General features: G+C 76.2%; 11 protein-coding genes. 2 read left to right on the top strand and 9 right to left on the bottom strand.

Annotated elements, in window-relative coordinates; translation table 11 throughout:
- Positions 1–6: 6 nt before the first annotated feature.
- On the top strand, positions 7–450 hold the full coding sequence (locus ACFVXN_RS15695) for a hypothetical protein (RefSeq protein WP_389234441.1): 444 nt from the start codon (positions 7–9) through the stop codon (positions 448–450).
- Between the two features lie 15 nt (positions 451–465).
- Here ACFVXN_RS15695 and ACFVXN_RS15690 read toward each other — a convergent pair whose 3' ends face one another.
- Both ACFVXN_RS15690 and ACFVXN_RS15685 read right to left on the bottom strand, forming a co-directional pair.
- The gene (locus ACFVXN_RS15690; protein WP_389234437.1) at positions 466–1788 is read right to left on the bottom strand and encodes a glycosyltransferase; all 1323 of its coding nucleotides are present in this window, start codon (positions 1786–1788) and stop codon (positions 466–468) included.
- A complete protein-coding gene (locus ACFVXN_RS15685; protein ID WP_389234434.1) occupies positions 1785–4028 on the bottom strand; it encodes a glycoside hydrolase domain-containing protein in 2244 nt (747 codons plus the stop codon). Before ACFVXN_RS15685 ends, ACFVXN_RS15690 begins: the two co-directional genes overlap by 4 nt.
- Before the next feature lie 260 nt (positions 4029–4288).
- Here ACFVXN_RS15685 and ACFVXN_RS15680 point away from each other — a divergent pair, with 260 nt between their 5' ends.
- Positions 4289–5032 (top strand): DUF2510 domain-containing protein, encoded by a 744-nt coding sequence (locus tag ACFVXN_RS15680; RefSeq protein WP_389234431.1) that lies wholly within the window; start codon positions 4289–4291, stop codon positions 5030–5032.
- A gap of 9 nt (positions 5033–5041) precedes the next feature.
- On the opposite strand, the gene ACFVXN_RS15675 is transcribed toward ACFVXN_RS15680, so the two are convergent.
- The 7 genes from ACFVXN_RS15675 to mvk form a co-directional block, all read right to left on the bottom strand.
- Positions 5042–6154: an NADH:flavin oxidoreductase/NADH oxidase gene (locus ACFVXN_RS15675; RefSeq protein WP_389234428.1), complete on the bottom strand. Its 1113-nt coding sequence runs from the start codon at positions 6152–6154 to the stop codon at positions 5042–5044.
- 85 nt (positions 6155–6239) lie between these two features.
- Positions 6240–7112 (bottom strand): DUF664 domain-containing protein, encoded by an 873-nt coding sequence (locus ACFVXN_RS15670; RefSeq protein ID WP_389234425.1) that lies wholly within the window; start codon positions 7110–7112, stop codon positions 6240–6242.
- Positions 7113–7156: 44 nt separating this feature from the next.
- On the bottom strand, positions 7157–8095 hold the full coding sequence (locus tag ACFVXN_RS15665; protein ID WP_389234423.1) for a nuclease-related domain-containing protein: 939 nt from the start codon (positions 8093–8095) through the stop codon (positions 7157–7159).
- Between the two features lie 82 nt (positions 8096–8177).
- A complete protein-coding gene (fni, locus tag ACFVXN_RS15660) occupies positions 8178–9266 on the bottom strand; it encodes a type 2 isopentenyl-diphosphate Delta-isomerase (RefSeq protein ID WP_389234420.1) in 1089 nt (362 codons plus the stop codon).
- Entirely contained in the window at positions 9263–10360 is a 1098-nt protein-coding gene (locus ACFVXN_RS15655; RefSeq protein ID WP_389234417.1) for a phosphomevalonate kinase, read from the bottom strand. The genes fni and ACFVXN_RS15655 overlap by 4 nt, the downstream gene beginning before the upstream one ends.
- Positions 10357–11382 carry a diphosphomevalonate decarboxylase gene (mvaD, locus tag ACFVXN_RS15650; protein WP_389234414.1) on the bottom strand — a complete coding sequence of 342 codons (1026 nt, stop codon included), beginning with the start codon at positions 11380–11382 and terminating at the stop codon, positions 10357–10359. Before mvaD ends, ACFVXN_RS15655 begins: the two co-directional genes overlap by 4 nt.
- On the bottom strand, positions 11379–12353 hold the full coding sequence (gene mvk, locus ACFVXN_RS15645; RefSeq protein ID WP_389234411.1) for a mevalonate kinase: 975 nt from the start codon (positions 12351–12353) through the stop codon (positions 11379–11381). The genes mvaD and mvk overlap by 4 nt, the downstream gene beginning before the upstream one ends.
- Positions 12354–12372: the final 19 nt, after the last annotated feature.

Below are 12372 nucleotides of genomic sequence, written 5' to 3'. Positions count from 1 at the left end.
CGCCACGTGGCAACCTTCTCCGCGGTGACGCGTCAGCACATCCTCCAGGCGATCGCCGAGCACCGGTCCCGGGGTGCCGAGGACTTCCTCGGCGTCTACGGCTTCGGGGGCACCGACACGGCCACGTTCGAGCACGAGGGCAAGCAGTACCCGACCCTGGCGATCCTCGGCGTCGCGCACCGGTTCGCGACCGGACGGCTCGCGACGGCCGACGAGTTCCACGGCGGCGAGACGTCCGCGCAGGCGCTGCTCGGGCGCCGAGGGTTCACGGTCCCCGTCCCGGAGCGCGCGGCCGCGCCCGCCCGCGCGCCCCGGGCCAAGGCCCCCGCGAAGCCCCGCGCGGCGTCCACGACCAGCACCCGCGCGGTCAAGCGCGAGCCGGTCGAGATCGCCTGCCCGACGTGCTTCACGATCCTCCCCGCGACGGGCGTCTGCGACACCTGCGGCTGAGGCCCCGCGACGCGCTCACCCCGCCGGCGTGAGCGCGTCCACCGCCTCGAGGATCTTGTCGAGCACGACGGCCCGGTCGAACTGGAGCGCGAACTCCCGCGACCGCCCGGCCCACGCCTCGCGCTCCTCGGCGGAGACGCCCAGTGCCCGGTCGAGCGCCGCGGCGATGGCGGCCGGGTCCTCGACGGGCACGATCAGCGCCGTGTCGCCGACGGCCTCGGGGATGCCGCCCGTGTCGGTCGTGATGACCGGCCCGCCGCCGGACAGCATCTTCTCGACCAGCGCGATGCCGAACGTCTCGACGAACTCGGGGCGCGGCTTGCTGGGCAGCACGTAGGCGGCGGCGCCGGCCATGAGGTGCGGCTTCTCGTCGTCGGACACGTCGTCGAGGAACAGCACCCGGTCCGCGACCGGCGACGCCGCGGCGTGCGCCCGGAGCACCGCGGCCTCCGGGCCGTTCCCGGCGATGACCAGGCGGTGCGTGCCGGGCGCCGAGCTGGCGGCGTACCCGTCGATCAGGTCGTCGACGCCCTTCGCCGCCGCGAGCCGCGACAGGTAGAGCACGTAGCCGTCGCGGTCGAGCCCGCGCGCGGCGAGCGCGGCGTCGGTCTCGGCGTCGTCGCGGGACAGGTACTGCTGCACGTCGACCGCGGGGTAGGAGATCCGCACGCGCTCGCGGCACTGCGCGGCGAACGTGGTGCCGTGCTTCGCGTCGACGGCCTCCGCCTCGGACACGATCAGGTCGCGGGTGTACTCCGAGACCGCGAGGCAGACGTCGTGGGCCAGGTAGGACGTCAGCACGTGCGCGGCGGCACCGAACCGGTCGGCCTCGACGGCGGCACGCACCACGTTGGTGACGTCCGACCCGACGGCCTCCGCGACCGTCGTGACCTGCACGGGCAGGCCGGTGCGGCGGGCGACGTGCACGGCGTCCGCGACGGCGGTGGCGTGCGGGCTCAGGTACAGCGACAGCGCGACGGTCGGGACGCCGTCGGTGAACAGCTCGACCAGGCGGCCGATCAGCCCCGCGACGTACCGGCCGTCCGGGACCTTGTAGTCACCGACCGGGTCGGGGCGCTCGACGACCACGCCGTCCCGGTACGGCAGCACCCGGTCCAGCGGCTTCAGCGGCAGCCCGGCCGCCTGCAGGCGGTCGATCGGCCACGTCACGATCCGGACCTCGTCGAACCCGCGGTCCAGCGCCGCCTCGGCGAGGTTCCGGGCCTCGCCGGAGTGCCCGCAGATCACCGGGTCGGCGCGCACCACGATGACCAGGCGGCGGTCGACCCGCCGGGGCGCGGCGGCGTCCTCGGTGGTGCGCAGGGTGGTGTCGGTCACGGCGTGCCTCCGAGGGGGTGCGGCGCGGGCTGCGCGGCGGACGAGGTGCTGGTCGAGGGGGGTCGTGCGGCGGCGTTCCACGGGCCGGGCTCCGGGCCGAGGTCGACCTGGAGGCGCCCGCCGGCGTGCAGCTCGGTGCCGGTGAGCCAGGTGCGGTCCAGCTCGACGCCGTCGAGGCGGATCCGCTGGACGTGCTGCGCCGGCCGGTCCGGCTCGGGTTCGACGAACCCGGTGGTCTCGATCGTGAACGGCCGGCCGCCCACGTCGATCCGCGCCTCGCGCCAGGCCGGCGCGTTGAGCAGGAACAGGTTCTGACCGGCGACGGGGAACAGGCCGAGGCTCGCCCACACGTACCAGGACGACAGCCCGCCGGAGTCGTCGTTGCCGGGCAGCCCGCCGCGTCCGGTGCCGAACTGCTGCTGGGTGACGGCGTGCACGACCTCGGCGGTGCGGTCCGGGCGACCGGCGTACTGGTAGGCCCACGGGGCCTCCATGTCGGGCTCGTTGTTCAGGCCCTCGAACCGGTGCAGGCCGTAGCCGGCGAGCATCTCGTCCTCGGTGGGCGCGAGGCCCGGCTGCCGCACCGGGTCGGCGCCGAACCCGAAGAACCGGTCGAGCAGACCCACGAAGGCGTCGTCGCCCCCCGCGCCCTCGATCCGCGCCGCCATGTCGTGCAGCAGCCGGAACGAGTAGTTCCACCGGCCGCCCTCGTAGAACGTGGAGTCGACCAGCAGACCGGTCGCGGGGTCGAACGCGTTCCGCCAGCGCGCGGCCAGCGGCGCGAACTGGTCGACGAGCGTCCGGTCGCCGACGTGCCGGGCGATCACGGACGTGCAGAAGTACCCGAACGCGAGGTCCAGGGTGTGGCTGATCGGGTGGGTCCGGCCGTGCAGCAGGAACTCCTCGCCGTACGTCCGGCGCAGGTCGTTGTGCAGGTGCACCAGCGCCCAGTCCCAGTCGAGCGGCAGCCCGAGGGCGCACAGGTCGGCGAAGAACGTGTGCGCCAGCGCGCTGCCCTGCCGGGAGAACCGGTCCGCCCCGCGGGCCATCCGGTAGCCGATCGGGAAGTTCCCCTCCTCCTCGGCGATGTGCAGGATGGCCGTCGCCAGCTCGACCGCCTTGTCCGGTACCAGCGCGGTCAGCAGCGGCAGCTGGGTCCGGTAGATGTCCCACATGGTCGCGATGTCGTACGCGAAGGGGGTGTCGGTCGGCCAGAACGGGCTCTCGTCCGGCGCCAGGCAGGGCTTCACCAGCGAGTGGTAGAGCGCGGTCGACAGGACCGTCTGCTTGTCCGTCGATGGGGTGTCGACCTGGACCTTCGCGAGGTGCTGCCGCCACGTGTGCGCCGTGCGCGCCCGCCGCTCGGAGAACGACGACGGGCCCGGCCCGCACTCGCGGACCAGGTTCTGGCGCGCCTGCTCCACGCCGCGCAGCGAGAACCCGAACCGCAGCTCGACGACCTGCCCCGGTTCGGCCCGGCCCGCCCACATCAGGCCGAACGGCCGCAGGGTCGTCGGGCGGATCCGGTCGAAGTCGAGCCGGGTCCCGCCGGGCATCAGGCGGCGGTCGTACCAGAGCAGCTGCCGCCACTGGGCCGCACCGGGTGCGTCGCACTCGACGTGCACCGCCAGCGGCGCGCCTTCCACGGTGATCTCGCCCTGCGCGACGCCCGGTGCCAGGGACTCGAGGTGCGCCCGCAGCGGCACGGTCCGGCCGTACGGGATGTCCAGGCCGCCGAGGCTGAGGTCGATGACGAGGCGCGCGTCCCGGTGGGCGGGGAACGTGTACCGGTGCACCGCCGACTTCGGCCCGACCGTCACCTCGCACCGGATGCCCGACTCGAGCGTGGCCGCGTAGTAGCCGGGCTCGGCGGTCTCGTCGGTGAGGTCCCACAGCCGGCCCAGGTCGTCGAGCGGCTGGAGCATCGGCGTCACCCGCACGTAGTTGTAGTACTTGCGGATCGCGCCGGTCCCCGACTGCTGGAAGTGCGTGAACCCCGACGCCCGCTGCGACGTGTGCAGCTCCGGCGGCCGGCCCTCCGTCGACAGGTCGTACCGCCCGTACCCCGTCGGGTACGCCCCCGAGTACGCGCACGCGCTCACCATCCCCAGCGGGTACGTGGCGCCCGGGTGGGTGTTGCCGACCTGCGGCTTCGGCCACCACCAGGTCGCGGCCAGCCCGGACTGCGGCGGCAGGGCCGTGGCCTCGGTCCCGATGAACGGGTCGACGTGCTCGAACACGCGGCGTGCCCCCTGTCGATCGGTCGGGTCCTGCGGTGCGCCGCGCGCCTCGGTGCGGCCGGTGGACGGACGGTACGCGGCGGAGGTGTCCGGGGGGTTACGGGGCGGGGTGTGTCGCGTCGGCGTACGCGGAGGCGTTGCCCGGGAACCGGTTGCCCCCGCGGGATCACGCGTCGGTGACCCGTCCGGGGACTGGGCCGAACGGGGGACGGTCGAGGTCGGGGGTCATCACCGGGCCGCGATCTGCCGACCCCCACTCCATGACGGAGTCGCTGCCCCTGCCTGCGCCCGGGTGGTATTCCGACGGCGTGACGGCCGGGGTGCTGCGGTGGTTCGACGGTGCGGGGTGGACCGAGCAGGTCACGCCCGACCCTGCGGCCGCGCCGGCTCCCGTCCTGCCCCGCCCCGTCCCCGGGCCCGCGAGCGCGGCAGCCGGCGGCCCCGCGACGGCTGAGGACGCCGCCTCCTGGGCGCCCGTGCGGGGTCCCGGTGCGCACTCCGCGTCGGGGCAGCAGGCGCCCGCCCACGCCCGCCGCGCACCCGCGGCCCCCGTCGCGGCGCCGGCCGGCGGTCCGTACGCCGCGCCGGCCGCGGGTCCGTACGCCGCCCCGGCCGCCGGTCCGTACGCCGCCCCGGCCGGGCCGGGGGCGCCGTCGGCCGGGTACGCCCCGCACGCCGGGTTCGCCGGCTACGCGGCCCAGCCCGCGGTGACGTCCTGGCAGCCCGCGCCCGACCGTCCCGGCGCGCACCCCACGGACGCGCTGCACTGGATCGCACCCGTGGGCCGCTCGTGGCAGTCGATCGTCGCCGGCTACGTGGGCCTGTTCTCGCTGCTGCTGTGGCCGCTCGGTGTGGTCGCGATCGGGCTGGGCTTCTGGGCGCTGCGCGTCGGCCGCCGGGGCGGGCACGGCCGGGGGCGGGCGGTGTTCGCGATCATCGCGGGCGCGCTCGGCGTCGCGGCGATGGTCCTGGTGCTGGTGAGCGGGGCGCTCACCAGCACCTGACCGGGGCCCTCAGCCCCAGGAGCCGCGCGCGTACTGCACGGGCCAGCCCGTGGGCTCGCCCGGGCGGACGGTCGCGCCGGGGTCGCCGAGGTGGTCCAGCGCGGGGGTCTTGTCGTCCAGCGCGTGCGCGGCCCGCAGCGGCCAGCTCGGGTCGAACAGGGCCGGGCGCCCGATCATGACGGCGTCCGCGGCGCCCTCCGCGAGGACCTGCTCGGCCTGCTCCGCGGTGGTGATGAGCCCGACCGCGGCGGTCGCGACACCGGCGGTCGCGCGGATCTGCCCGGCGGCGGGGACCTGGTAGCCGGGGCCGACGGGGATCGTCGCGTGCACGTTCCCGCCGGTGGACACGTCCACGAGGTCGACGCCGTGCTCCCGGAGCCAGGCGGCCACCCGGGCGACGTCCTCGACGGTGAGGCCGCCCTCGGTCCAGTCGGTCGCCGAGACGCGGACCAGCAGCGGCCGGTCCTCGGGCAGGACCTCGCGCACCGCGTCGACCGTGTCGAGCAGCAGGCGCGCGCGGGCCTCGAGCGGGCCGCCGTACGCGTCCGTGCGGTGGTTCGACAGCGGGGACAGGAACTGGTGCAGCAGGTAGCCGTGGGCCGCGTGGACCTCGACCACGTCGAAGCCGGCGTCCAGCGCTCGCCGGGTGGCGGCGGCGAACTGCCTCGGGACGTCGGCGACCTGCGCGGCCGTGAGCTCCTGCGGTGCGGCGTAGCCGGCGAACGCCTCGGCCGACGGGCCGACCGTCGCCCACCCGCCGTCGTCGACCGGGACCGTGCCCGAGCCCTCGCCGAACCCGCGGTACGTGGAGGCCTTGCGGCCCGCGTGCGCGAGCTGGACCCCGGCGACGGCGCCGCGCCCGCGCACGAACGCGGTGATCGGGCGCCACGCCGCGACCTGGGCGTCGTCCCACAGGCCCACGTCGTGCGGGGAGATCCGGCCCTCGGGGACGACGGCGGTCGCCTCCGCCATCACGAGGCCGAAACCGCCGACGGCCCGCGCGCCCAGGTGGGCGAGGTGCCAGTCGGTGGGCACGCCGTCGGGTCCGGCGGAGTACTGGCACATCGGGGCCAGCCACACGCGGTTGCGGAACGTCGTCCCGCGCAGGGTCAGGGGGCTCATCAGCAGGCTCACACCCGGGACGAACCGCGCGGACGCGACGGCCATTCCCGCGCCCGCCGCCTCGCGCCGTGCGTGCGCGGCGAGGTCACTCCCCCGTCGACCCGTCCACCGCCTCCCGCAGCAGGTCCGCGTGCCCGTTGTGCCGCGCGTACTCCTCGACCATGTGCGCGAGGATCCACCGGACGCTCGGCGCGCTGCCGTCGGGCAGGCGGCGCCGCGCGAGCGCCCCCGCGTCGCCGACCGCCAGCGCCTCCGCGAGCAGTGCGCGGGACCGCTCGACCGCGGCCTGCCAGAGCGCGCGCAGCTGCTCGGGGGAGTCGTCCGCGGCGGAGTGCCAGTCCCAGTCGCGGTCGGCGGCCCAGTCGACGGACCGCCACGGCTCGGCGCGCTCGTGGTCGTGCAGGGTGCGGGAGAACCAGTCGTCCTCGACGTACGCGAGGTGCTTGAGCAGCCCGCCGAGCGTCATGGTCGTCGGGTGCAGCGTCGCGCCGAGCCCGGCGGCGTCGAGTCCCCGGGTCTTCCACTCGAGCGTCGCGCGGTGGAACTCCAGGAACCCGACCAGGGTGTCCAGCTCGTCGCCGTCCAGGGGGATCTCGGGTCGGCCCTCCTCGTCGTGGCGGACGTCGTCGGACGGCGGCGCGGGCAGCACCTCCTGCGGGGCCGCGGGGACGTCGAGCTCGCGCGCGACGGCGGAGATCTGCTGGGCGAGGTCGCTGTCCCGGGTGGTGAGGCCGCCGACGTCGTGCGACACCAGGCGGACCGTCACGCTCCCGTAGCGGAGGTCGACGTCCGGGTGGTGGCCCGCGGTGTCGGCGAGCTCGCCGATGGCCTCGACCAGCTCGACGCCGGCCGTGAACGACCCGGTGCGGAACCGGGTGCAGGCGGTGCCGTGCACCACCCGCCAGTCACCGACCCCGTCGGCGGCGAGGAACTGGTCCGCGGTCAGCCGTCCGTCCATGCGCGTCACCGTAGACCCGGGTCGCGCAGGGCGCCCGGCGGGTGTCAGTGCGTCGCGTCCAGCCAGGCCAGCAGGACGTTGCCGACCGTGAGCAGGCCCAGCACGAGCATGCCGAGCCGCAGCAGCCCGTCACCGACCGCGGGGCGGCGCCGGTCGGGGGCGACGCTCGGCGCGGGGCGGTCGACGTCCTGGTCGGGGTGGCCCTCGGGGTGGACGTTGTCCGGCTGGTCGTACCCGGGGGCGTCGTGGGACGGCTCGGCGGGCCGCGCGGTCCGGGCCGGTGCGCCCGCGGGGACGGTCGGCGCGTCCCACACGACCGCCGGGCGGAACACGTCGTCCACCGTCAGCAGCTCGGGGCTGGCGGGACCGGCGAGCTCCGCGGTCAGGTAGTCGACCACCAGCGGGACGTCGGCGGCGACCAGGCGCTGCGGCAGGGCGGTGAGGTAGTCCGCGAGCTGGTGCTCGCCGACCGCGACGGCCCCGCCGCAGACGGCGACCGGCTCGAGGTCCCGGCCCGCGAGGCAGACGACGGCGTGCACGGCGCGACGGTGCGTGGGGGCGAGCAGCGCGGTCAGGGCACCGGCGGCTCCTGCGACCTCCGCGACATCGGGGGTCCGGCCGTAGCCGCGGTGCCGGAGCGTGCCGCCCGCCACCGCGATCTCGCCGTCCCAGTGCAGCGTCTCGACGACGACGATGCCGCCGGGGCCCACGGCCAGGTGCTCGACGGTCGCGCGGGTGCTGCCGGGGCGGTTCAGGCCGCTGAGCGTGACCCAGCCGGACGCGGCGACCCGAGCGAGCGCGCGGCCGGTCCCGGCGCTGTCGGCGGGGGCGCCGGTGAGCCAGTCGTCGAACCACGAGTCGGGGGCGTCGGCGCCGGACCGCGCCCGGGGCACGTCGGAGGTGCGCGCGTCAGCGCCCCACCAGCGGGTCAGCCGCCGTGCGCGTCGCGCCGTGCGGTGCCCTGCACCGTTCCCCTGGACCATCGCGTCACCACCCCGATGACTTATCGGCCGGGTGGGGCGCGGTGCTGAGCGGAACGGCGCATCCCGTGCGGACGCGGCTGGGTCAGCGGCCGCTGCGGCGGGCGTAGGACGCCGCGTCGACGCCCCGCAGCTCGCAGAACTCCCGCACGGGGCCGGTGATCAGGAGGTCCACGTGTCGCAGGTCCTCGACGGTGTGCGCACCGAGCAGCGTCATGATGTCGCCGATCTGCGTGAGCCAGGCCTGGATCCGCGTGATGAGCGCGGCCTCGCCCTCGGTGAGCAGGACCCGCAGGAACCCGCCGGCGACGCCGACCGCGGTGGCGCCCAGGGCGAGCGCCCGCACGACGTCGAGGGGGTGCCGCACGCCGCCGGAGGCCAGCAGGTCGACGCCGTCCACGGACGCCGCGTCGAGCAGGCCCTCGACCGCCGACTGCCCCCAGCCGGCGAGGTAGTCCATGCCGCCGTCGTCGCGCCGCGCGGACTCGATGGCGGTGAAGTCGGTGCCGCCGCGGCCGGACACGTCGACGGCCGCGACGCCGAGGTCGCGCAGCTGCTGGACCGTCCCGCGGGTCATGCCCGCGCCGACCTCCTTGACGACCACCGGCACGCCGACGGCGGCGACGACCGCCGCGATGTTGTCGACCCACCGCGTGAAGTCGCGGTCGCCCTCGGGCATCACGATCTCCTGCGCGGGGTTCACGTGGATCTGCAGGCCGTCGGCCTCGAGGATCTCCACGGACCGGCGGGCCTGCGCGGGGGTGAGGTTGGGGTTGACGTTCGCGAGCACGAACCCGTCGGGGTTGAGCTCGCGCAGCACCCGGAACGACGGGATCGCGGCCGGTTCGCGGTGCAGGATGCCGGTCGAGCCCGAGGCGATCGGGACGCCGGTCTCGCGGGCGGCGAGGGCGAGGGCGCGGTTGATCGTCGCCGTGTGGGCGGTGCCGCCGGTCATGCCGTTGATGTACAGCGGCACCGGCCAGGACAGCACCCGGCCGTGCGTCGCGAGGGACACCCGCGACCGGTCGCCCGCCGCGAGCGGGTGGTTCAGCGGGCGGACGTGGTCGAAGTCGTGCGCCCGCGGCACCGCGTGCTGGGCGGAGGCGAGCCGGACGTGGTCGTCCTTGCGGCGGGCGTCCTGCTCCGCGGGACCCGGGTCCTGGGCGGGGCTCACGGGCGCGGCTCCCGCGGCGGCTGGACCCGCAGCGACAGGTGCCGCACGTCCGAGAGCTCCCAGTCGCGCAGCATCGGCTCGAGGTCGGTGTCGGCGTCGACCAGGACGATCCCGCAGTCGCCGCCGCCGGCCCCGGAGGACTTCGCGGCCGCGCCGACGCTCTCGGCGGTCTCGCACAGCGTGCGCAGCGCGGGCGTCTCGATGTCGACCCCCGCGGCCCGGGCCAGCGACGTCAGCAGCCCCCGGGCCCGGCGGATCTCGGCCTTGGCGGCCGGGGCGTCGTCGCGCTCGATGGCGTCGGACAGCGCGTCGACGCACTCCCGCGAGGCGGCGAGGAAGTCGGGGTAGTGGCTCTCGGCGGCGCCCTTGCGGGACTGCATCGCCTCGACCAGGCGGGTCGTCGACGCGGGGACGCCGGTCCAGCCGACGACGAGGCGCATCGACTGCGGCATCGGCAGCCGGCGCACCGACAGGCCGGGCCAGTCGGCGTCGAGCAGGTCGGTGAGCGGGGTCGTGCCGGACCCGCCGGCGGCGATCGCGGCGCGCAGCCAGTCCCGGTCGAGCGCCGCGTACCGGATCCAGCCGCCGTAGAGGCTCGCCGCGACGTCGCCGCCGGAGCCCATCGGGTTGACCTGGACCGTGGCGAGCAGCGCCAGCTTGAGCAGCCGCTCGGTGGGCAGCCCCAGCTCGTAGAACAGGTCGAGGGCCCGCACGGTCGCGGCGGTCACGGCGGCGGACGACCCGAGGCCGAACTTCCGCCCCGAGGAGTCGTCGAGCTCGCTGGAGATGGTGATGTCGTAGAACCCGAGCGTGCGGCCCTGCTCGGCGGCGAACCGCTCCACGACGTCGATCGCCGCGAGCACGTAGTCGAACGGGCGGCTGTCGTGGTCGAGCACGACGCGGTCGCCGTCCCGGCGCCAGACGACGGGCATCCGGCCGTACTGGTCGGACGCGATCGACCCGGCGCCCTCCGCGCGGTCGAGGCGGACGGTGACGTGCCGGTCGACGGCGACGATCACCGCCGGGTAGCCGGCCTCGACCACCGCGTACTCGCCGGCGACGAACAGCTTGCCGGACGCGCAGACCTCGATCACGCGGGGACCTCCGTGGGGGACGGTGCCTCGGTGCCGGGGACGACCCGCAGGTCCGGGCCCGGGCGGGCGGTGACGACGCGGCGTGCCTCGTCCCCGCCGGTGCCGCGGGCCAGGGCGGTCGCGACCACGTCGAGGTCGGCGGCGGCGCACAGCACCTTGACGTTGGGGCCGGCGTCGATGGTCGCCCAGCACGGCAGGCCCTCGGCCCGCAGCGCGAGGACCTCGTCCAGCACCGCGACGGTGTGGGCGGTCCAGTACCGGACGGGCGGGCGGGCGCCGAGCATCGTGGCGTGCATCCGCAGGGCGTTCGACTCGGCGAGCCCGCCGAGCGTCGCGAGGTCGCCCGCGGCCACGGCGTCGAGCATCAGCGCGACGTCGCGCTCGGTCGCGTCGACCCACGCGGGGAAGTACGGGGAGGTCTCGACGGTGCGGCGCATCGCGACGCGGCTGGACACCGCCTTCTGACCCGCGTCCAGCACCACGACGGCCATCGCCGGGTCGAGGGGGCCGCCGGCCTCGCCGCCGGGGACGGGCTCGGCGTACGAGGTCGCGTCGTCGGTCCCGCCGTGCCAGACGACCAGGCCCCCGAACACGGACCGGGACGCCGAGCCGGAGCCGCGCCGGGCCAGCCGGGACAGGTCCCGGGGGTCGAGGTCCAGCCCGTACGCGGCCGCTGCGGCACCGGCGAGCGCGGCGAACCCGCTCGCGGACGACGCGAGCCCGGCGCCGGTCGGCACGGTCGAGGTCGAGGTGACCGTCGCCCGCTCGGCGGACCCGGCGCGCTCGCGCACGAGGTCGAGGAACGCGCTGACCCGGCCCAGCTCGCCGTCGGACATCGGCCGGCCGTCGAGGGTGCCGGCGTCGGCGTCGCCGCCCACGGTCACGGTCGTCGTCGCGTGGAACGCGTCGAGCGTGAGGGACAGGCTGGACGTCGCGGGGATCGCCAGGGTCTCGTCGCGCTTGCCCCAGTACTTGGCGAGCGCGATGTTGGCGTGCGCGACCGCGGTCGCGGAGTTCGTCATCCGGGGGACACCTGGGCGGAGGGGGCGGAGGGGAGCCGCACGTCGGTCCGGTGCAACCAGGTGCGCGCCGCGCCCGCGCGGCGCAGGGCAGCGGCGATCTTACCAGCGGCGTCCGCGTCGGTCGCGAGCGCGAGCAGGCATCCGCCCTGGCCACCGCCGGTGAGCTTGGCCCCGAGGGCGCCCGCGTCGAGCGCCGCGTCCACCAGGCGGTCCAGCTCGACGGAGGACACCCCGAGCTCGGCGAGCGCCCGGTGCGCGCGGGTCATCCGCACGCCGAGCTCCGTCGGCCGGTCCAGCGCGAGGTCGTCGACGACGTCCCGGGTGATCTGCCCGAGCTCGGCGATCAGCTCCGCCCCCCGGGCCGGGTGCCGCTCCCGGAACGACCGGACGTCCGCGACGGCGACCCGGGTCCGCCCGTGCACACCGGTGTCGGCCACGACCAGGTGCGCCTGCAGGCGCAGGTCCAGGGACCGGATCTCCCCGGCCTGGAACCAGACGGGCTCGGTGGACGCGGTCGTGCGGGCGTCGAGCCCCGACGGGTTGCCGTGCGCGACGCGCTCGCCGACCTGGACGAGGTCGAAGTGCTCCTGCGCCGTCAACGTCCGCCCGGCGAGGTCCGCCAGCGCGAGCGCGAGCGCACCGGCGGTCGCGGCGCTGGACCCCAGGCCGCGGGCCGCGGGGATCGTCGACTCCGTCGACAGCGTGATGCCGGTGTGCGGCAGGCCGAGGTGGTCGAGGGTCGCCTCGATCGCGGCCCGCGGCGCGGCCAGCACCTCGGGGGCGTCCGCGAGGGTCCCCGAGTACAGCACCGACTCCAGCACGAGCGGCCCCTCCTCGCGGCGCGCGGTGGCCCGCATCGGCAGGCTGGCCAGCGGCAGCGCGATGGCGGGCTCGCCGTACACGACGGCGTGCTCGCCGACGAGGATCGCCTTGGCGCGGGTGCTGCCGGTGCCGCGGGTGCGGCTGGGCACGGGGCTCGGGATGGTCGGC

It is taken from the genome of Cellulomonas sp. NPDC058312 (assembly GCF_042880135.1).
GTDB lineage: Bacteria > Actinomycetota > Actinomycetes > Actinomycetales > Cellulomonadaceae > Cellulomonas.
The sequence above is the reverse complement of the archived record's forward strand: the minus strand, read 5'-3'. Positions and strand labels throughout refer to the sequence as shown.

Bases quoted from the DNA above. Each gene is read 5' to 3' on its own strand.
- ACFVXN_RS15675 (WP_389234428.1), bottom strand. From the start codon at position 6,154: ATGAGCCCCCTGACCCTGCGCGGGACGACGTTCCGCAACCGCGTGTGG.
- mvaD (WP_389234414.1), bottom strand. From the start codon at position 11,382: ATGACGAACTCCGCGACCGCGGTCGCGCACGCCAACATCGCGCTCGCC.
- ACFVXN_RS15670 (WP_389234425.1), bottom strand. From the start codon at position 7,112: ATGGACGGACGGCTGACCGCGGACCAGTTCCTCGCCGCCGACGGGGTC.
- ACFVXN_RS15680 (WP_389234431.1), top strand. From the start codon at position 4,289: ATGACGGAGTCGCTGCCCCTGCCTGCGCCCGGGTGGTATTCCGACGGC.
- ACFVXN_RS15665 (WP_389234423.1), bottom strand. From the start codon at position 8,095: ATGGTCCAGGGGAACGGTGCAGGGCACCGCACGGCGCGACGCGCACGG.